The sequence below is a fragment of the Rickettsia asembonensis genome, from assembly GCF_000828125.2.
Lineage (GTDB): Bacteria > Pseudomonadota > Alphaproteobacteria > Rickettsiales > Rickettsiaceae > Rickettsia > Rickettsia asembonensis.
Genome location: NZ_JWSW01000073.1, coordinates 1 through 19,066, shown reverse-complemented (window position 1 = coordinate 19,066; position 19,066 = coordinate 1). Strand labels below are relative to the sequence as shown.

Below are 19,066 nucleotides of genomic sequence, written 5' to 3'. Positions count from 1 at the left end.
ATAAGATTTTTGTAGGAATATTATTCATATTTCAAAAAAATCTTATAATTTGCAGCAAAAAAGAATTAAATTACCGGTTAAAATTTGTTTACTGATAGCCTCTTAGATTTCATCTTTTAATCTTTGTATTTCTTTCATAGGTAATTCGGTAAATTCCATAATTTCTTCTATAGGTCTTTTTTTAATTAACATCTTTTTTGCTATTTTTTCTATTGTTTTTTCTTCCATTTTCTTAACAGCACTAGCTTCAATTCTAAGCCAATTTAAGCGATTTTCATATTCTTCTCTTTCTTCATCACTTAAATTTATTACTTCAAGCACATTTAATGCTTTCTTTAGCTCTTTACTGTTTAATTCTTTAGGAAGCTTATCTTTATTTAGCAAATCATTTCGAGTTAAAAAAGTAACCCATATATCTAAAGCATTCTTTACTTTTTTTACTATATCGGATAATTCTTCTTTGATGTTATCAGCAAACTTATTGAGTTTATAGTGTGTAGCTCTATATCCTCAAAATATTTCAAACCGGTTTCATCTTCTTTTAACCTGAATATATTATGATATTTATCAATATTTGTGATGCCAGTAAAATTAAGTATATGGATTCCTATCGTTTTGTTTAATTCTGAATATCTAGAACCTTCTTTTAGCTGTCCAGCATAATAATATAAAGCTCTTTTATCATAATTTGCTTCATCCGTTACTTGAATTTCGATATTAAACATTTTACCGCTTTCGCCTTTGGCTTTAATATCTAAAACAGAAAGCTCATCGTTTAAAAAACTCTTTGGATTATATGGATTAAGTAGAGTTACTTCTTTTACTTGATTCTCCTTAGTTAATATAGAATTAATAAGCGATATTAATAAATCTTTGTTCTCTTCTACTCCAAAGATTTTTTTAAATGCTAGATCTACTCTTGGATTAACTCTATACATAGTTATTTTTTCAAACTCTCTACCACAAAATGCATAATACTGCCGTGCTTTATATAATTTATCTCATTATCCGTAAATATTTGCAATATTAAATCGATTGTTCTTGTTTCGCCAGTTTGTTTTTTTATCATGCATTTAACAGGATTATAAGGCTTTATTTGTTCACTTAAGCCTATAATATCAATAGTTTCCGAACCGTCTAACTTTAAATCTAATCTTGTATTATTGCCGGTAAAAGTTAGCGGTAAAATACCCATACCAACTAAATTTGAACGATGTATTCGCTCAAAGCTCTCGGCAATCACTGCCTTTACGCCAAGCAGTTGCGGACCTTTTGCCGCCCAATCTCTAGACGAACCGCTACCATATTCTTTACCGGCAAAAATCACTACAGGTACATCATTAGCTTTATAGTCCATAGCCACATCGTAAATAGTTTGCTGCGTACTACTTAATTGGTTTATAGTAAAGCCGCCTTCTACTCCCTTACACATTTCGTTTTTTATACGGATATTAGCAAATGTGCCACGCATCATCACTTCATGATTTCCTCTACGTGATCCGTAAGAGTTGAAATCTAGAGGCTCTATATGATGGTCCGTTAAATATTTAGCAGCAGGGCTGGTTTTACTAATACTTCCTGCCGGCGAAATATGATCGGTAGTAATAGAATCACCGAAAATTGCTAGAATTTTTGCAGATTTTATATCTTTTATACTATTCTTGCTGCCTATATCCTCAAAATAAGGCGGATTATTAATATAGGTACTATTCTTATTCCAGTTATAAGTAGAGCTAGTTATAATCTGTAAATCTTTCCACTCTTTCGTTCCGCTAAATATATCGGAATATTTTTCTATAAACATAGAGGAATTAATTGAATTTGCAATAACTTCATCTATCTCTTCTTTGCTTGACCAAATATCTTTTAAATAAATATTTTTTCCTATCGGCTGATTATTTAAATCTATATTAAGAGTGCCGCTAAGTGCATATGCTACAACTAAAATAGGCGAGCCGAGATAGCTTGCTTTAGTAAGTGGATTAATTCGCCCTTCAAAATTCCTATTACCGGATAAAACAGAAGCAACAACTAGCCCGTTTTTGTTAATAGTTTCCTCTATTTCCGGATTTAGAGGTCCGGAATTACCGATGCAAGTAGTGCAGCCGTAACCTACTAGATTAAACCCTAATTCATCTAAATATTTATCAAGACCGCTAAGCTTCAAATATTCCGTTACGACTTTTGAACCCGGAGCAAGAGAAGTTTTAACCCAAGGCTTTACCTTTAATCCTTGTTCTAGTGCTTTTTTAGCAAGAAGTGCTGCACCAATCATCACGCTAGGATTAGAAGTATTAGTACAGCTAGTAATTGCTGCAATTACCACATCGCCGTTACCGATTTCGTAATTCTGATTTGCTACAACATACTTTTTATCAATGTCTTTATTTTCTAAAGCAAAATTCGGTAATTCATGTTTAAAACTGCTTGCTACATCATTTAGGTTTACCCTATCTTGCGGGCGTTTTGGACCGGCGAGTGAACTTTGTACTTTCGATAAATCTAGCTCTAAAATTTTGGTATATTCTGCCTCATGCTCAAAATCATACCAAAGATTCTGCTCGTTTGCGTATTTTTCTACTAATTTGATTTGCGTTTTTTCTCTACCTGTTAGCTCTAAATATTTTATAGTTTCTTGGTCAATCGGGAAAAAGCCACAAGTAGCACCGTATTCAGGCGACATATTAGAAATAGTAGCACGGTCGGCAATCGTTAGATTTTTTAGCCCCTCACCGAAAAACTCAACAAATTTACCTACTACTTTCTTTTTCCGTAGCATCTCGGTAACGGTTAAAACTATATCGGTTGCTGTAGCTATGCCTGTTAATTTTCCTGTTAGTTTTATCCCAATTACTTCCGGTAGGATCATAGTAAGAGGTTGTCCAAGCATTGCAGCTTCTGCTTCTATTCCGCCAACTCCCCAACCAAGCACCGATACACCGTTTACCATGGTTGTATGGCTATCAGTTCCGACTAAACTATCAGGGTAAGCAAGCCCGTCCTTATGCCACACGACTTTTGCTAAATATTCTAAATTTACCTGATGGCAAATACCCGTACCAGGCGGCACTACTTTAAAATTATTAAATGCCTGCTGCCCCCATTTAAGAAATGCATAACGCTCTATATTACGTTTCATTTCCATTTGCACGTTTTTATCAAATGAATCCTTAGCTGCATAAGAATCAACGCTTACGGAATGGTCTATTATCAAATCAACAGGAATAAGCGGATTAATTTTTAACGGATCGCCTCCTATTTTCTTCATCGTATCACGCATAGCAGCCAAGTCTACAATAGCAGGCACACCCGTAAAATCCTGCATCAAAACTCTTGCCGGCATAAAATCTATTTCCGCATCAGATTTTTTAGTTTTTAGCCATTCTTTAAATACAAGTAAGTTTTGCTTTGAACCATTAGAACGTAATACATTCTCAAATAACACTCTTAAACTATATGGAAGCTTTTTTAAGGGGAGTTCGATATCACTTGCCGCTTTATTTATATCGTAAATTTTGTAGGAAGTATTATCAATTGATAGTTCTTTAAGATATTCTGAATTATGCACTTTTGACATTTGTTTCTCACTTGATTATGTGGAATGAACATCGTCATTGCGAGGAGGCAAACCCACTGTCATCCCGTGGCTTGACCACGGGATGACAGTGGGTTTGCCTCCTCGCAATGACATTAAAATAACCTTATCCCAAAACGTAGATTTTTAAAACAAATTAATGTTGTTCTGATAAAGGTTTTTGAAGTTCTAGAAGCTTAGTTGCTATCTCCACTTCACTTAAATTCGTAACGTTAATAGCCGTTTCCATTGCTATGTTAACATAACTTCCCGTTACTTCGGTTACACCGCCGGAAACAAGATAAGTAATTTGTGGGTTGTGTATATCATCTATATAAACCTGTACTAAACCGGCTTTTAAACTAACAATCATCGGAGCGTGATTCGGCAGCACTCCAAACATACCCTCCTCACCCGGCATTGTTACCATTTTAGCTTGCTTTTCAAATGCAATACTTAAAGGAGTAATTATTTTGACTAGAGTTGTTTCGTTCATATTTTGGTTTATCCTTAATGTCACCCCGTGGCTTGACCACGGGATGACAATGACTACATCTTCAGAGTTTTCGCTTTCTCTATAGCCTCGTCCATAGTTCCAACCATATAAAAAGCAGCTTCTGGTAAATCATCGTATTTACCCTCTACAAGCCCTTTAAAGCCTACTATAGTATCAGCTAAATTAACAAATTTGCCTTCAGCTCCGGTAAATACTTCAGCGACATGGAAAGGCTGTGATAAGAAACGCTGTATTTTTCTAGCACGCGACACGGTTAGTTTATCTTCTTCGGATAGCTCATCCATACCTAAAATAGCGATGATATCCTGCAACGATTTATAAGTTTGTAAAATCTGCTGCACTTGTCTTGCTACGCTATAATGCTCTTCACCGACAATCATCGGGTCAAGTACCTGAGAATTACTATCTAACGGGTCAACTGCCGGATAAATTCCAAGCTCGGCTATCTGACGGCTAAGTACTGTTGTAGCATCTAAATGTGCAAAAGAAGTAGCAGGAGCAGGATCGGTTAAATCATCTGCCGGTACATATATAGCCTGCACGGAAGTTATTGAGCCGTTCTTAGTAGAGGTGATACGCTCCTGTAGCTCTCCCATATCAGTAGCAAGAGTAGGCTGATACCCTACCGCTGACGGAATTCTACCAAGCAACGCTGATACTTCAGAACCTGCTTGAGTAAAACGGAAAATATTATCTACAAAGAATAAAACATCTTGCCCCTCATTCATATCTCTAAAACTTTCCGCAATGGTCAGACCACTTAACGCAACTCTTGCCCTTGCTCCCGGCGGCTCGTTCATTTGTCCATAAACAAGAGCTACTTTTGAATTTTCCGGTTTCTCAAGGTCAATCACACCGGAGTCAATCATTTCATGGTAAAGATCATTACCCTCTCTAGTTCTCTCACCGACTCCTGCAAATACCGTATAACCGCCATGTGCCTTAGCTACATTATTAATAAGCTCCATAATTAACACGGTTTTACCTACCCCTGCACCACCGAATAATCCTATCTTACCGCCTTTAGTATAAGGAGCAAGTAAATCAACAACTTTAATACCGGTTACTAATATATTACGCTCGGTTGACTGATTGGTAAAATCAGGAGCAGACTTATATATAGAAGAAATATTTGAGCTTTTAATGTCTCCTTTACCGTCAATCGGCTCACCTACAACATTCATAATACGCCCAAGCGTCTCAGTACCTACAGGAATACGAATAGGACTGCCTGTATCTATTACTTCTACACCCCGCACTAATCCTTCAGTAGAATCCATAGCAATACAACGCACCGTATCATCGCCTATATGTTGTGCTACTTCCAGCACTATCCTTTGTTTATCGTTATAGCACTCTAGAGCATTTAAAATTTCCGGTAACTCACCGTTATTCGTAAATTTTACATCCACCACCGCTGAAATAATCTGAGTAATTTTACCGATATTTTTTGTCATAATTTTTTCTTTTGTTTTGTCATCCCGTGGCTTGACCACGGGATCTAGTCTTTTTTGTTTTTTATGGATCCCGTGGTCAAGCCACGGGATGACACAGTCTTATATCTACACCGCCTCAGAGCCGGCTATAATCTCTATCAACTCCGTAGTAATAATAGCCTGTCTTGATCTATTCAACTTTAAAACTAATTTACTTATTAAATCATTAGCATTATTTGTTGCATTTTCCATAGCGGTCATTCTAGCTCCCTCTTCACTTGCTCTACTTTGTAGTAAAGCATAATTTATTTGGGAATTCACATATAAATTAATTAGATTAGAAATTAGATTTTCTCCCTCATACTCATAATGGTCATTCTCTATTTTAGAATCATCATGATATTTTTCTATCGGTAAAACCTGTTGTCTAGTCATAATTTGAGTCATTGCGTTCTTAAATTTATTAAAATATATAACACAATTACTAACTTCTAGATTTGCGACTAGCGACATAATTTTTTGTTTTACTTGCAGCATCAGATTTTCATCATGAATTTTGGGTAACTCAAAATAACTATCAATATAATTTGCATATTGCCTTTTTAGTGCTTCATAACCTTTTTTTCCTATAATGATAAGCTTTATTTGTTCGCCTTTATTTTCTAACTCTTTAATATCATTCTTAACTTGCTTAATTATACTGTAATTAAACGTTCCGCATAAACCACGCTGTGATGTCATAACTATCAATAAATTTGCTTTATTCGGTATAGTATTAAAAAATTTCTGCTCTTCTATAGATAGCTCATACATATCAATTGATAATATATCGGACATCATTTTACTAATAGCCTCAATATAAAAATTTGAATTGGCTATTTGACTTTTTATTTTTGCCATTTTAGAAGCTGATACTAGTTGCATTGCTTTAGTAATCTTTTGTGTAGATTTAACGCTTTTAATTCTAGTTCTTAATTGCTTTAAATTTGACATATAGTTTTATTTCTTTATAAACCTATGTCATTCCCGCGTAGGCGGGAATCCAGTAATTAAAAAGTACAAACATACTAAATTTTTAAAATTAAAAGCTCGATTTATCTTGCTTTAAACTGGATTCCCGCCTACGCGGGAATGACATAGAGTACGGTAATAACATAACACTAATTAACCTGCTTTCACAAATTCCTTAACGAAATTTTCTAAAAATGCTTTTAGTTTCTGCTCGGTTTCTTCGGTTATACGTTGCTCGTTTTTTATTGATTCCAAAATATCTTTTTTATTTAACCTTATCTCCGTAAGCATTTTATCTTCAAATTCTTTTACTTTCTGAAGCGGTACATCATTTAAATATTTCTTAGTTCCGACATAAATACTTACTATTTGTTCTTCTACCGGAAAAGGATGATATTGAGCTTGTTTTAATATCTCAACTAATCTTTTACCGTGATCGATTTGTGCTTTAGTGGCAGGGTCTAGATCTGATCCAAATTGCGAGAAAGACTCCAGCTCTCTAAATTGAGCAAGTTCTAGCTTTACCGAACCTGCCACCTGCTTCATAGCCTTTATTTGTGCTGCAGAACCAACACGGCTTACTGAAATACCGACATTAACGGCAGGCCTTATGCCTTTATAAAATAACTCACTTTCTAAGAAAATTTGACCGTCGGTAATTGAAATAACATTTGTTGGGATATAAGCAGATACATCACCTGCCTGCGTCTCGATTATAGGAAGAGCAGTAAGTGAACCATTGCCTTTTTTCTCTGACATTTTAGCAGCTCGCTCAAGCAATCTTGAATGCAGGTAGAACACGTCACCGGGATATGCTTCTCGCCCGGGAGGTCTTCTAAGTAATAATGAGATTTGTCTATATGCGACGGCATGCTTACTTAAATCATCATAAATAATAAGTGCATGCATACCGTTATCACGAAAATATTCGCCCATACTACAGGCAGAATAAGGGGCAATGAATTGAAGAGCTGCAGCTTCCGAAGCAGTAGCCGAAACAACGATTGTATAGTCCATTGCTCCAGCATCTTCTAGTTTTTTTACTATTTGTGCAACACTTGATCTTTTCTGCCCAATAGCTACATAAATACAATAAATTTTATCGCTTTCATTAGTAAGTGAATGAGCTTGTTTTTGATTAATAATAGTATCAACCGCTATCGCCGTTTTTCCGGTTTGTCTATCACCGATTATTAACTCTCTTTGCCCTCTACCTATCGGAATTAACGAATCTATAGCCTTTATTCCGGTTTGTATAGGTTCGCTTACGCTCGTTCTTTCTATTATTCCCGGAGCCTTCATCTCGATATGTCTGTACTCTTTACTTGCAATATCGCCTTTGCCGTCAATAGGGTTACCAAGAGCATCAACAACACGACCAAGCAAAGCTTTTCCTATTGGTACTTCTAAAACTTCTTTAGTTCTTTTGACATTATCGCCTTGCTGTACTTGGTTATCATCGCCCATAATTACAGCACCTACGCTATCATTTTCTAGATTTAAAACAAGACCCTTAACACCGGATTTAAACTCTACTACTTCACCGGATTTTACATTAGCAAGACCATAAATTTTAGCTATACCGTCACCGACCGAGATTACCTGCCCAACTTCTTCAAGTTCACTCAAGCAATTAATATTAGCTATTTCCTTTTGTAATATTTCAGCTACTTCAATAGGCTTTAGTTTCATGTGGTTTACGTCTCCTACTAATATGCACGTTGTCATCTCGTGGCTTGTCCTATAGTACCGGACATTTTTTTTAAAAATCTCGATGTCATCCCCGCGAAAGCGGGAATCCATATTAAAAAATCTTTAATTTTAAAGATTTTTTATTACATAGTTTTTTTAAAGTAAAGCTTTTAAAAAAAGCTTTACTTTACTGGATTCCCGCCTACGAGGGAATGACATAAAACGAAAAATGTCTGATACTATAGCTCCTCCACGGGATCCAGTTAAAAATGATAAAATAATATATAGCTTTAGATTGCTTATGGATCCCGTGGTCAAGCCGCGGGATGACAATAGTACTCAAGCAGCAACCCTAACTTTCTTTAAAGCTTTCGTTATTTTCTCTAAACTACCTTTAATTGAGTAATCTTGCAGCATACTATCATATTTAATTACAATACCGCTAATAATAGTACTATCTATATCAAATAATATTTCTGTTTTTTGATTTAATTCTTTTTCTATACGAGATTTAATCCACTCTTGCTCTTTAGGTTGTAACTTATTTGCAGAAATAACCTGAACTATCTTTATGTTTTTACTTTCATATAGTAAAGTATTATAAGCATCTACTATATTAGATAAAATAGCAGTACGAGAATTTTTTACCAATAACAATAAAAAATTATTCACTATTTTGTTAAATTTAGTATTTTTTACTAACGAATTAACCACATTAATTTTATCATCCTTATTTACTATAGGAGAAAATAGGAATTCTCTAATATCAAAATTATCGGTAATTATACGATTTATAGCGGTAATTTCTTCAAAGATTTTATCTTGTATATTATCAACCATAGCATTATTAAATAACGCCACTGCATAATTCTCGATTAAATTATCTTTGTTCATACATGTATTGCCCTATCAAATGCAGCTAACACCGACTCGTGCATCATTTCCGATAAAGTCGGATGCGGGAAGATAGTATTAATTAAATCCAACTCCGTTCCTTCTAAATTTTTTGAAACCACATATCCTTGTATTAATTCTGTTACTTCTGAACCTATCATATGAGCTCCGAGTAACTCACCGGTTTTAGCATCAAATATAGTTTTAATTAAGCCGTCGCTATCACCGCTTACTAAAGCCTTACCGTTAGCCATAAAAGGAAACCTACCGATTTTTAATTCATAACCTAAAGCTTTCGCTGCTTCTTCCGTAAGTCCGACGCTTGCTATTTGCGGTGAAGAATAAGTGCAACCCGGTATATTATGCTTATTGATAGCATGGGGTTTTAAGCCCGCTATGCTTTCTGCTGCAATAATACCTTCATGGCTTGCTTTATGAGCCAAACAAGGCACTCCTGCTACATCGCCTATAGCATAAATTCCTGATTCCACAGTTTGCATTAATCCGTTAGTAACTATATAGCCGTTTTCTACTTTAATTTTGGTCTTTTCAAGTCCTAAATTTTCTGTATTCGCCGTAATACCTACTGCCATAAGTAAGATTTCAGCTTGTAATTTTTGTGTTTTACCCGATAACTCTAGCTCAACTTCTATCTTATCTTTTGATTTTGTTTGCTTAATTAATTTAGCATTTGTAATAATTTTTATGCCTTTCTTCTCAAAGCTCTTATAAGCGATTCCGGCAATTTCCATATCTTCAGCAGATAATATTCTATTATGTGCCTCAATTACGGTAACATCCACACCAATACTATTATAAAATGAAGCGAATTCTATACCTATTGCACCTGAGCCGACAATAATCATAGATTTCGGTACATGCTGCGGTATCATAGCTTCTTTTGAAGTCCATATTTGCTTGCCGTCAGGCTCAAAGCCTTTTAAAACCCTAGATCTTGCTCCGGTAGCTATAATAATATTATCTGCTTTTACTATAGGTTTATCATTTATATTTATTATCTTATTCCCTGCAAGGCTTGCTACTCCGTCTATTACGGTAACTTTGTTTTTTTTCAGTAGTAACTTAACACCGCCTGCAAGTTTATTTGAAATCTCTCTTGAGCGTTCGACTATTTTCTTAATGTTGATTTCAGCACCTTTAGAATCAATTCCATAATCTTTAGCATGTTTTATATATTCAAAAACCTCAGCAGATTTAAGCAGGGATTTAGTCGGTATACATCCCCAATTAAGGCACACTCCTCCTAAATGTTCTTTTTCTATTAATACAACTTTTTTCTTTAATTGTGCTGCTCTAATTGCTGCAACATATCCACCAGGACCACCGCCTATAACGGCTACATCGTATTGTTCCATTTTATTTTTGTTTTATTGGTTTTGTTATATTTAGGTCTATGTCATTCCTGCGGAAGCAGGAATCCAGTACTTTAAAGATTTTTTGAAAAGCTCGATTTATCTCGCTTTACCCTGGATTCCCGCCTACGCGGGAATGACACTAGAGTATACTACTCTTCAGCATCCATCTGTTTTTTTCATGCACCTTAATCCGTCCAATAATCATATCGGCCGTCCCCTCATCGCCCTCTGCTTGTGCTACTTTGAGTCCCTTATATAATGTATCTCTAATAATATCTTGATCTTTTGTTAGACTTTTAAGCATTTCGTTTGCTGTTATGTTTGGATTTGCCTCATCTATAGATGCAAGCTTTATTAAATTTGATAATGCGGGGACTTTAGCACCTAAACTTCTCACTCTTTCAGCAAGTTCATCTAAGCTTTCAGCTAAATCTTCATATTGTCCTTCAAATAATAAATGTAGACTTCTAAACTCTGCTCCTTCTACATTCCAGTGATAATTCTGTGTTTTAAAATATAACGCATAGCTATCTGCTAAAATTTGTTCTAAAGCTTTTACTACTTGCATAATATCCTCAAATTTTTATGAACTTTTTGACTTTATAACATTTCTTTAGATACTTCAAGAGATATTGAATTTTACATAATTTTCATATTTTTCATCTAATTACAATGATTATATATTAATTATTAATTTTTATTAATAATTTCTTGACTATCAAACTAAGTACCGCTTACCATGCCTTTCAATTTTAAAAATCCAAAGGAATAGCAAAATGAATTACTATCTATTACACTTACTAACAACTATCAAAGCACGCTTCGATGGACCAACAACAATGGGAGATAAAAAATATACTATATTAAACCTAGGCTCACTAAAGTATCTTATAACCGAAACTATTGAAAAATATGTGATAAAAGTGAACAATGATCTAAGTGCTAGGCATTTAGGAATCACTTTATTAAATAAAAATTCTGCAGATTTGATATTTCAAGGAAATTTTACGATAAAAGAAGCATTAAGTGATACTCAAGCTATTATTACGTCAACTATTAGCGGAAATGATATAAATGATTATATATTAACAAAATACGAAAATTTCTCTTTTCTATTTGATAATTCTACAATTGAAGCATGTAAAGAAGATTTTTATAGGGTTTATTCAAATCTTACAATGGCTAAAATTCCGCATCCTACTACCGAGTATATACTTGATATAGCAAGGAATAATACTATGGAAGACTATCTGACTCTAAATTATAATAGGTGTGAAATATTTGAGGTGTTTAAAGAAAATACATTACAAAATCTATATGATACAATACATGATATATTAACCTCTCCCAATAATACTGAAAGCTGGAAAGAAATAGCAAATAATACAATTAATAACACCGTAGCAAACCTTACTAATACTGCTTTCAATTCAACTTATAACCATCAAGAAAATATGTTTGATGAGAGTGATAACGATACTTCCTTAGTTGCTCCGTATATAAAAATTGGTATAGCTGGAATTGCCGTTATAGGTGTAGCAATAGTTGCAGGATTAACTTGGTATGTTAGAAATAAAAACGCAAAAAAAGCTAAATTAAAACAATATATTGATAAAATTGAAGCTGAAAGAGCTGCTGAAAATAAACTTGCTGCTAACGATACTGAAGAGCATAACGATCATACTACGGTAGATATGACCGGAGTCTCCTATGATGACGAAGGTACTCCTGTATAGATAACTTAGATTCTTGCTTTTTAATCAACAACCAATAGCAAATTCACTGTTGGTTGTTCCTCGAAAATAAAAATTGAAATTTATTTCAATTCTTTATTTATCAATTCTTTTAGCTTTTCTTTCACTGGTTCTTTAGAACGTCGCCCTGCATAAGAATCATAAGGTTTAGTATCTTCAATGAAATGTACAAAGAAAACTGTTCTATCATTTTTTTGTAACCAACCTACAAACCACTCTATTTGACGATCTTGTAGTTTTACGGTTCTATCTGGCGGTTGCCACTACCTGTTTTGCCGTAGAGCTTCCACCAATCTGCAAAATCTTCAATAAACATAATATTTTTTGTCATTTCCTGAGCTTTAAGGCTTACAGGTAATTGATTTGCAACAAGTTTTTGAAGAAAAGCTAATTGTTCTTCAGGAGAAATTTCTAAAGAGCTAGAAAGCCATGCATTGGTTAAGCCGTTATTCTTGCCTTTATCACCGGAAATATCTTGGTTACCGTAATCAAATTTTGTTATATAATCACAGAATTTTTCATAACCTAATTCTTTAGTAATAAGACGTGAATACCAAAGACAGCTGTTTTTTATCCAGTCTTTAGGCATATGCGGCTGCTTCCAAACTTCAAGATAATCGTCATATCCTTCTTTAAAAGGTAACTTCGGGTGAGTTTCATCAATTAAAAACCCATCATCATAACCCATCAAGCTTAAGACAATTTTAAATGTTGAACATGGAGCATAACGAGACTCACAATTACCTTCTTGTTTTATAATCTTGTCATTTTCTTTAACTAAAAAACAATCAGCTTTAGTTATAAAAGGTTTAGTAAGTGATATTAGTGCAGTTAGATATAAAATAATTTTTTTCATAGGTTAAAATTCTGAATAAATAAGTAGTTAGCTTTCTTATATACGCTATCATTCCCGCGAGGCATTGCCCGCATGGATCAATTTTACCTCTGTCATCCCGTGGCTTGACCACGGGATCCAATTAAAAATACTAATAATTTTAGTATTTTTAATTGTTTTTATGGACCCCGTGGTCAAGCCACGGGGTGACACAGTGGGTTTTACCGGTCCACACAACAACGCCTTGCGAGGAGGTATTGTTACGTGGCCTATGTCATTTCCGCTTCCGCGAGAATGACATAGGCTTAAACAAGTATACAGTTTAATAAATCTCTTGAGACTGATCTTCTTTGCTCGACACATAATCAAAAATATCATTATTATCACGATTATCGATCATATCTTCATTCTCAAGCATCTGAACATTATTGACTTTAAACGCCTCCATAACCGTACCACTTGGTGTAATTTTACCGGTTGCTCTATCTACGGCGATTAGCTTAATTGAATCTGGAACTTTGAAAGGCAGCGATGGCTCATCCTTATAAGCATTACTCATAAAATCAATAAAAATCGGCAATACTACGTTTGAACCTGTTGCTCTTTTTCCAAGCTCTTTCGGTGTATCATAACCAACATAACTACCTACTACTATTTTGGGTGTAAAACCTACAAACCATGTATCTTTACTATCGTTACTAGTACCGGTTTTTCCACCGATAATTTTCCCTAACTTCTTCGCAGCATAGCCGGTACCTCTATCTATTGCTCCGGTTAAAAACGAAGTAATTTGATAATCGCTAGCTTCATCCGTAACTCTATAAATATCTTCTTTCGGTATTTCTAATATTGCGATATCTAAATTGCTATCCGAAACATTACAAGAAAGACATTCTCTATTATCTCGCCTATAAATAATTTTACCGTTACGGTCTTTAATTAATTCTACGAAATGAGGTTCAACTTTTTTACCGCCGTTAGCAATAATTGCATAGGCATTAGTCATTCTGCTAAGTGTGGTTTCAATTGAACCAAGTACCATAGAGTAAACTTTTTTTGGTTCATTATTAATACCGAATCGCTTAATTATATCAACGATTTTTGTAAGTCCTACGGCAGTTGCAACTCTTACAGTTATAAGATTACGAGATTTTTCAAGACCGGTACGCATAGTAATTTCACCTAAAAACTTACCCTCATAATTTTTAGGACGCCAGCTAGGCATCCCCGGACCTTGCGAAATCTCAATAGGCCCATCGTTAAAAATCTGATTCGGCTTAATACCGTTTTCAAGAGCTGCTAAATAAACAAAGGTTTTACTCAAAGAACCCGGTTGACGAAGTGCTTGAGTTACTCTATCAAATTTACTTGTGGAAAAATCATAACCGCCGACGCTTGCAAGTACCTGTCCGGTATTTGGGTTCATAACCATAATAGCACCGTTTACCTCAGGAATTTGACGAAGAGCATAGCCGTCTTTTATAGGCTCAACCACTATCACATCACCTTTTTTAAGCAAGGTCTTAACTGATTTAAGATTACTTCTTGCCCATTTCATTTCAGCAATAGGCATCTTAGATTTACTACCGTCTATAAGTCCAATCTCTGCATGATTATCGTTCACATCCAGAACTACAGCTAATTTATACTCTAAAAGTGATGGAGGAGTCGGTAGTTTTTTTAGCTCCTCTTGCCAATTATCAAGAGGAATATTAGCTATAGGCTTTCTAAAACCACGCCTTCTATCAAACTCTCTCAGACCTTTTCTTAGAGAATTTTCAGCTAATTGCTGCATCTTTGCATCTAAAGAAGTGATAATAGTAAGACCTCCGGTATAAAATTCTTCCTTACTATTTAACATCCTAATTACTTCTTCTATAACCTGTGCAGCATAATAATCTGCCGTAACAGTTTCTTCTTTAGCTCGTTTACATAAAACTATCGGGCTATCCATAGCTTCTTTCGCAGCATCTTTTGTTATATAACCATCTTCAAACATACGTGCTATTACATAATCACGACGAGCTTTTACTCTAGCGTAGTTTCTCTCTGGATTAAGTTCGGAAGGGGCTTTAGGCAGTGCCGCAATAAAAGCTGATTCTGCAATAGTAAGTTCCTCTACGGATTTATTAAAATAATTTTGTGCAGCTACCGCAACACCGTAAGCACCACGACCAAAAAATGTTTGATTAAGATATAATTCTAAGATTTGATCCTTAGTAAATACTCTTGAAATCATATAAGAAAGAATCACTTCTTTAATCTTACGTTCAAGAGAAACTTCGTTAGTTAGCAGAAAATTTTTAACCACTTGCTGAGTAATTGTAGACGCTCCTTCCATACGCCTATGATGTAAATAATTAGATATATTTAAAAATGCCGCTCTAACTATTCCAAGTAAATCGACGCCCGGATGGTTATAGAAATTCTTATCCTCAGCTGCAATAAAACTTTCTATTAATGAACTCGGTACACTATTAATCGGTACAAATACACGACGTTCAAAAGCATACTCCTCCATTAATTTACCGTCACGGGAATAAATACGCGTTACCGATGGGGGATAATAACGTGCAAGCTGCGAGTAATCAGGCAAATCACGTAAATAGTGATATATTATATAAGCAGTAATCCCGCAACCTAATAAAATAAGTACGGTAAAAATTTTTAAACAAAAAAATAGAGATTTATACATTTAATAGATAATATTTTTTTACATTATAATAGAATATAGGTATTGCCCACATGGATACCGATGTCATTCCTGCGTAAGCGGGAAGACGTTGTTGCGTGGACCGGTAAAACCTACTGCGTCACCCCGTGGCTTGACCACGGGATGACAGAGGTGAAATTGATCCACGCAACAACGCCATGCGGGAATGACATAAAGAGCATTTAAATTATACACTTTATAGGCAGTGCAAGAAATTTATCAGAAAAACTGATTATTTCATCGCCGTTATAAAGTATAATGCCACGCATAATTCGTGGGGCTAATGCTTCCGATAAATCTTTAAGACCCGTAAAATGCCGGCTCTGAATAGTTTCTGTGGCTTTACACTCTATGCCACAAAATACATCACCTTTATATAAAAAAAAATCAACTTCTTTTCCTAAATGCGTACGATAAAATGCTTGCTCTATACCCGTAGTTAAGGTTAATATTTTTCTAAGTTCCGCCCATAACCATGTTTCAAATATTGTTCCATAGTAAGGGCTATTTAACAATAAGTTAGGAGTTGTTATGCCGTTTAAATACGATACATAACCTGAATCATTCATATAAATTTTAGAGGTTTTTATTAATCTTTTACGTGTGTTACTAAACCAAGGCGTTAATTGATTTACTTGAAAAGTTGTTTCTAAAATCTCTAAATATCTTGATATTGTTCTTTGATCTAATCCTATTTCAATGCTTAAATTTTTTTGATTTAATAAATTACCGCTTTGTAAACCAATCAAGCGAAAAAGTTTAGCAAAGGAAACAACATCTAAAAACTTATTTATATTTCGTACATCTCGTTCAATATAGGCTGATTGATAAGAAGAAAACCAACGTTCACGAAATCTTTCTTGCTTTTTTAATATAACTTCCGGAAATCCGCCATAGAAAATATATTCATTTAAAGATTGGTTATTTATTTTTGGTTTATATTCTAACTCTTTAGTCCATTTGTCTTTTAATTCAGGAATAGTTGCTCCTGAAAAAATATCTAATATAAAAGAAGAAGGGTTATTTTGATTTAAAATTTCTCCTAAACTTAACCCTTCAAGATGTATTATGTCAACACGCCCTGCTAAACTTTCAGATACTCCCGGATAAGAAAAAATATTAGCCGATCCGGTTAAAAGGAAACGCCCCGGTCTCTTATCTTCATCAATTGACTTTTTTATAGCTTTTAAAAGATCCGGGACTCTTTGAATCTCATCAATAGCAAGAGGATAACTTGCATTTTTTATAAATCCGTGAGGATCATTAGTTACTGCTTCTAATTGCGAAATATCGTCTAAAGTAATATATGATTTAAAAATTCCTTCGTCATATAATTGTTTTACTACTGTAGACTTACCAACTTGTCTCGCTCCAATAACAAGAACTGCAGAAAAATCTTTTAAAGATTGCTTTACAAACGATGTTATATGTCTTTTTATCATGTTGTAAATAATAACATACATAAGCTATTATTTATAACATTTATTTTGTAATATGTAAATTACATAATTAAACTATCTCGCCACTTAAGCTATTCATTACAGCTTTAGTAATTTTTACATCAATGACTTTACCAAGTAAAGATTTATTAGGGTTTTGGATATATACAGACTGCATGTATGGAGTTTTACCTATTATTTGATCATCGAATTTACCACTACGATCAAATAGAACTTTCATAGTACTACCGACACAAGTTTCATTAAGAGCTAGTTGCTGAGCCATTAGTTCTTTTTGCAATATAGTTAATCTCTCTGATTTTATGTGTTCCGGAACTTGATCCGTTCTAGTCGCTCCCGGAGTACCGGGACGAGGGCTATATTTAAACGAATAGCACTGACCGTATTTTACTCTGCGGACCAAATCTAAAGTATCTTCAAAATCTTCATCCGTTTCACCGGGAAAACCGATAATAAAATCAGAGGATAAAACTATATCGGGCCTTGCTTCTCTTAAGCGATTAATTATATCAAAATAATAATCCCGATCATGCTTACGGTTCATGGCTTTTAATATTTTATTTGAACCTGATTGCACCGGAAGATGTAAAAACGGCATTAATTTAGGTTCAGTGCCGTGCAGTTTTATTAGATCATCAGTCATATCTATCGGGTGTGATGTCATATAACGCAATCTCTCTAAATTTAGGATTTGTGCTAGATGTTTGAGTAAATCGGCTAGAGTAAATATCTTATCATCAGGTCCTTTACCGTGATAAGCATTAACATTTTGCCCAAGCAGCATAATTTCTTTAGCACCGCTGCTAACTACTTTTAATGCTTCTCTGTAAACCTGTTCTACGTTCCTTGAAAATTCAGCTCCTCTTGTATAAGGCACCACACAGAAAGTACAAAATTTATCGCATCCTTCTTGCACCGATATAAAACTACTAGCACCTTGCGGATATAATTGTTCCGGTAAATTATCAAATTTCACTTCTTCAACAAAATCAAGATCGATTAAATGTTTTTCATGTCTAACGACTTTTGAGATTAATTCTGGTAGGTTATAATAAGATTGCGGACCGACAACAATATCGACATAAGGAGTTCTTGAGAAAATCTCTTCACCTTCCGCCTGAGCAACACAACCGGCTACAACTATTATTGCAGAATTTAAACCTTGTTTTTTTCTAGTATCTTGTAGTTTCTTAATACGACCGAGTTCAGAATAAGTTTTCTCGGCTGCTTTCTCTCTGATATGACAGGTATTTAGGATAATAACATCAGCTTCTTCAATATTTTCCGTAGGTTCATAACCAAAAGGATAAAGCAAATCCTGCATCTTAACGGAGTCATAAACATTCATCTGACAGCCATAGGTCTTAATATAAAGCTTCTTACTCATAAAATTTTAAATATTATAAAAAGTTCTATACTATACTATATTTAGATAATTTTATCAAATTTTAAATAAACCGAAAACACTATCTATTTGCTCTTCTTAACTTAATTAATTCATCTACCAGAGAAATTTTTTCTCCTGTAGTATATATATAATCTTGCACTTTTGTTTGTAATTTTGCTAAAGCTTGATTTGGAGTAGTAATATAAATCATACTTTCTTTTTTATGGGCTTTATCTTTTATTAGATATCTTTCCAAACCAGCTTATAGAGAGGAATTTAAAGGAGACACTTCACCTCGAACCGCAGCGTACACAAACGTACGTGAGGATTCGAGTACCGGATCAACGTATAAATTACCTCTAGAAGCAAAGTTTGGAAAGATGTATATTTTCTTTTTTGCCATAAAGGGAGTGTTGA

General features: G+C 34.4%; 19 protein-coding genes and 1 pseudogene. 3 read left to right on the top strand and 17 right to left on the bottom strand.

Annotation, left to right across the window (positions count from 1 at the left end; translation table 11 throughout):
* Positions 1-102 precede the first annotated feature (102 nt).
* From SB78_RS09425 to SB78_RS05680, 11 genes are all read right to left on the bottom strand, one after another.
* Positions 103-384 carry a hypothetical protein gene (locus tag SB78_RS09425; RefSeq protein ID WP_041079275.1) on the bottom strand — a complete coding sequence of 94 codons (282 nt, stop codon included), beginning with the start codon at positions 382-384 and terminating at the stop codon, positions 103-105.
* Between the two features lie 56 nt (positions 385-440).
* Positions 441-938 carry an Rpn family recombination-promoting nuclease/putative transposase gene (locus tag SB78_RS09420; RefSeq protein ID WP_052458502.1) on the bottom strand — a complete coding sequence of 166 codons (498 nt, stop codon included), beginning with the start codon at positions 936-938 and terminating at the stop codon, positions 441-443.
* Between the two features lie 2 nt (positions 939-940).
* A complete protein-coding gene (gene acnA / locus SB78_RS05715; RefSeq protein WP_041079273.1) occupies positions 941-3,577 on the bottom strand; it encodes an aconitate hydratase AcnA in 2,637 nt (878 codons plus the stop codon).
* Between the two features lie 154 nt (positions 3,578-3,731).
* Positions 3,732-4,070, bottom strand: a complete 339-nt coding sequence (locus tag SB78_RS05710) for a F0F1 ATP synthase subunit epsilon (protein WP_041079271.1) — start codon at positions 4,068-4,070, stop codon at positions 3,732-3,734.
* Between the two features lie 53 nt (positions 4,071-4,123).
* Positions 4,124-5,548, bottom strand: coding sequence for a F0F1 ATP synthase subunit beta (gene atpD, locus SB78_RS05705; RefSeq protein ID WP_041079268.1), 1,425 nt, complete (start codon positions 5,546-5,548; stop codon positions 4,124-4,126).
* Between the two features lie 105 nt (positions 5,549-5,653).
* Complete coding sequence (atpG, locus tag SB78_RS05700; RefSeq protein WP_041079266.1) at positions 5,654-6,520, bottom strand: ATP synthase F1 subunit gamma; 867 nt, start codon at positions 6,518-6,520, stop codon at positions 5,654-5,656.
* 171 nt (positions 6,521-6,691) lie between these two features.
* Positions 6,692-8,230 carry a F0F1 ATP synthase subunit alpha gene (gene atpA / locus SB78_RS05695; RefSeq protein WP_041079264.1) on the bottom strand — a complete coding sequence of 513 codons (1,539 nt, stop codon included), beginning with the start codon at positions 8,228-8,230 and terminating at the stop codon, positions 6,692-6,694.
* A gap of 156 nt (positions 8,231-8,386) precedes the next feature.
* A complete protein-coding gene (locus SB78_RS11175) occupies positions 8,387-8,563 on the bottom strand; it encodes a hypothetical protein (RefSeq protein WP_241773789.1) in 177 nt (58 codons plus the stop codon).
* Between the two features lie 6 nt (positions 8,564-8,569).
* Positions 8,570-9,124, bottom strand: a complete 555-nt coding sequence (gene atpH, locus SB78_RS05690) for an ATP synthase F1 subunit delta (RefSeq protein WP_041079262.1) — start codon at positions 9,122-9,124, stop codon at positions 8,570-8,572.
* A complete protein-coding gene (gene lpdA / locus SB78_RS05685; RefSeq protein ID WP_041079260.1) occupies positions 9,121-10,500 on the bottom strand; it encodes a dihydrolipoyl dehydrogenase in 1,380 nt (459 codons plus the stop codon). Before lpdA ends, atpH begins: the two co-directional genes overlap by 4 nt.
* A 139-nt stretch (positions 10,501-10,639) precedes the next feature.
* Entirely contained in the window at positions 10,640-11,068 is a 429-nt protein-coding gene (locus SB78_RS05680; protein ID WP_041079258.1) for a Dps family protein, read from the bottom strand.
* A 208-nt stretch (positions 11,069-11,276) separates the two neighbouring features.
* Between SB78_RS05680 and SB78_RS11170 the strand changes: the two genes are divergently transcribed.
* A complete protein-coding gene (locus SB78_RS11170) occupies positions 11,277-12,236 on the top strand; it encodes a hypothetical protein (protein WP_241773788.1) in 960 nt (319 codons plus the stop codon).
* Positions 12,237-12,316: 80 nt separating this feature from the next.
* Here SB78_RS11170 and SB78_RS05670 read toward each other — a convergent pair.
* From SB78_RS05670 to SB78_RS05665, 3 genes and pseudogenes are all read right to left on the bottom strand, one after another.
* Positions 12,317-12,942: pseudogene (locus SB78_RS05670) on the bottom strand (penicillin-binding transpeptidase domain-containing protein).
* A 216-nt stretch (positions 12,943-13,158) separates the two neighbouring features.
* Positions 13,159-13,326 (bottom strand): proline/betaine transporter, encoded by a 168-nt coding sequence (locus SB78_RS08405; protein WP_081420991.1) that lies wholly within the window; start codon positions 13,324-13,326, stop codon positions 13,159-13,161.
* 85 nt (positions 13,327-13,411) lie between these two features.
* Complete coding sequence (locus SB78_RS05665; RefSeq protein ID WP_041079256.1) at positions 13,412-15,784, bottom strand: penicillin-binding protein 1A; 2,373 nt, start codon at positions 15,782-15,784, stop codon at positions 13,412-13,414.
* A gap of 60 nt (positions 15,785-15,844) precedes the next feature.
* Here SB78_RS05665 and SB78_RS10280 point away from each other — a divergent pair, with 60 nt between their 5' ends.
* Positions 15,845-15,988, top strand: a complete 144-nt coding sequence (locus tag SB78_RS10280; RefSeq protein WP_199402813.1) for a hypothetical protein — start codon at positions 15,845-15,847, stop codon at positions 15,986-15,988.
* On the opposite strand, the gene SB78_RS05660 is transcribed toward SB78_RS10280, so the two are convergent.
* The 3 genes from SB78_RS05660 to SB78_RS10275 all read right to left on the bottom strand — a co-directional run bounded on the left by SB78_RS05660 (position 15,985) and on the right by SB78_RS10275 (position 18,905).
* Positions 15,985-17,244: an ATP-binding protein gene (locus SB78_RS05660; protein WP_041079255.1), complete on the bottom strand. Its 1,260-nt coding sequence runs from the start codon at positions 17,242-17,244 to the stop codon at positions 15,985-15,987. The two genes, SB78_RS10280 and SB78_RS05660, sit on opposite strands and share 4 nt — an antisense overlap.
* A 67-nt stretch (positions 17,245-17,311) precedes the next feature.
* Positions 17,312-18,649 carry a tRNA (N6-isopentenyl adenosine(37)-C2)-methylthiotransferase MiaB gene (gene miaB, locus SB78_RS05655; protein WP_041079253.1) on the bottom strand — a complete coding sequence of 446 codons (1,338 nt, stop codon included), beginning with the start codon at positions 18,647-18,649 and terminating at the stop codon, positions 17,312-17,314.
* A 79-nt stretch (positions 18,650-18,728) separates the two neighbouring features.
* Positions 18,729-18,905 carry a hypothetical protein gene (locus SB78_RS10275; RefSeq protein ID WP_199402811.1) on the bottom strand — a complete coding sequence of 59 codons (177 nt, stop codon included), beginning with the start codon at positions 18,903-18,905 and terminating at the stop codon, positions 18,729-18,731.
* Here SB78_RS10275 and SB78_RS08400 point away from each other — a divergent pair.
* Positions 18,859-19,066 (top strand): palindromic element RPE1 domain-containing protein (locus tag SB78_RS08400; protein ID WP_146625052.1); only part of this gene is annotated, 208 nt, incomplete at its 3' end. The genes SB78_RS10275 and SB78_RS08400 overlap by 47 nt on opposite strands.

What these genes read in the sequence shown, in the direction of transcription:
- SB78_RS09420 (WP_052458502.1), bottom strand. Translation starts at nt 938, where the DNA reads ATGTATAGAGTTAATCCAAGAGTAGATCTAGCATTTAAAAAAATCTTT.
- acnA (WP_041079273.1), bottom strand. Translation starts at nt 3,577, where the DNA reads ATGTCAAAAGTGCATAATTCAGAATATCTTAAAGAACTATCAATTGAT.
- SB78_RS05710 (WP_041079271.1), bottom strand. Translation starts at nt 4,070, where the DNA reads ATGAACGAAACAACTCTAGTCAAAATAATTACTCCTTTAAGTATTGCA.
- atpD (WP_041079268.1), bottom strand. Translation starts at nt 5,548, where the DNA reads ATGACAAAAAATATCGGTAAAATTACTCAGATTATTTCAGCGGTGGTG.
- atpG (WP_041079266.1), bottom strand. Translation starts at nt 6,520, where the DNA reads ATGTCAAATTTAAAGCAATTAAGAACTAGAATTAAAAGCGTTAAATCT.
- atpA (WP_041079264.1), bottom strand. Translation starts at nt 8,230, where the DNA reads ATGAAACTAAAGCCTATTGAAGTAGCTGAAATATTACAAAAGGAAATA.
- atpH (WP_041079262.1), bottom strand. Translation starts at nt 9,124, where the DNA reads ATGAACAAAGATAATTTAATCGAGAATTATGCAGTGGCGTTATTTAAT.
- lpdA (WP_041079260.1), bottom strand. Translation starts at nt 10,500, where the DNA reads ATGGAACAATACGATGTAGCCGTTATAGGCGGTGGTCCTGGTGGATAT.
- SB78_RS05680 (WP_041079258.1), bottom strand. Translation starts at nt 11,068, where the DNA reads ATGCAAGTAGTAAAAGCTTTAGAACAAATTTTAGCAGATAGCTATGCG.
- SB78_RS11170 (WP_241773788.1), top strand. Translation starts at nt 11,277, where the DNA reads ATGAATTACTATCTATTACACTTACTAACAACTATCAAAGCACGCTTC.
- SB78_RS05665 (WP_041079256.1), bottom strand. Translation starts at nt 15,784, where the DNA reads ATGTATAAATCTCTATTTTTTTGTTTAAAAATTTTTACCGTACTTATT.
- SB78_RS10280 (WP_199402813.1), top strand. Translation starts at nt 15,845, where the DNA reads ATGTCATTCCTGCGTAAGCGGGAAGACGTTGTTGCGTGGACCGGTAAA.
- SB78_RS05660 (WP_041079255.1), bottom strand. Translation starts at nt 17,244, where the DNA reads ATGATAAAAAGACATATAACATCGTTTGTAAAGCAATCTTTAAAAGAT.
- miaB (WP_041079253.1), bottom strand. Translation starts at nt 18,649, where the DNA reads ATGAGTAAGAAGCTTTATATTAAGACCTATGGCTGTCAGATGAATGTT.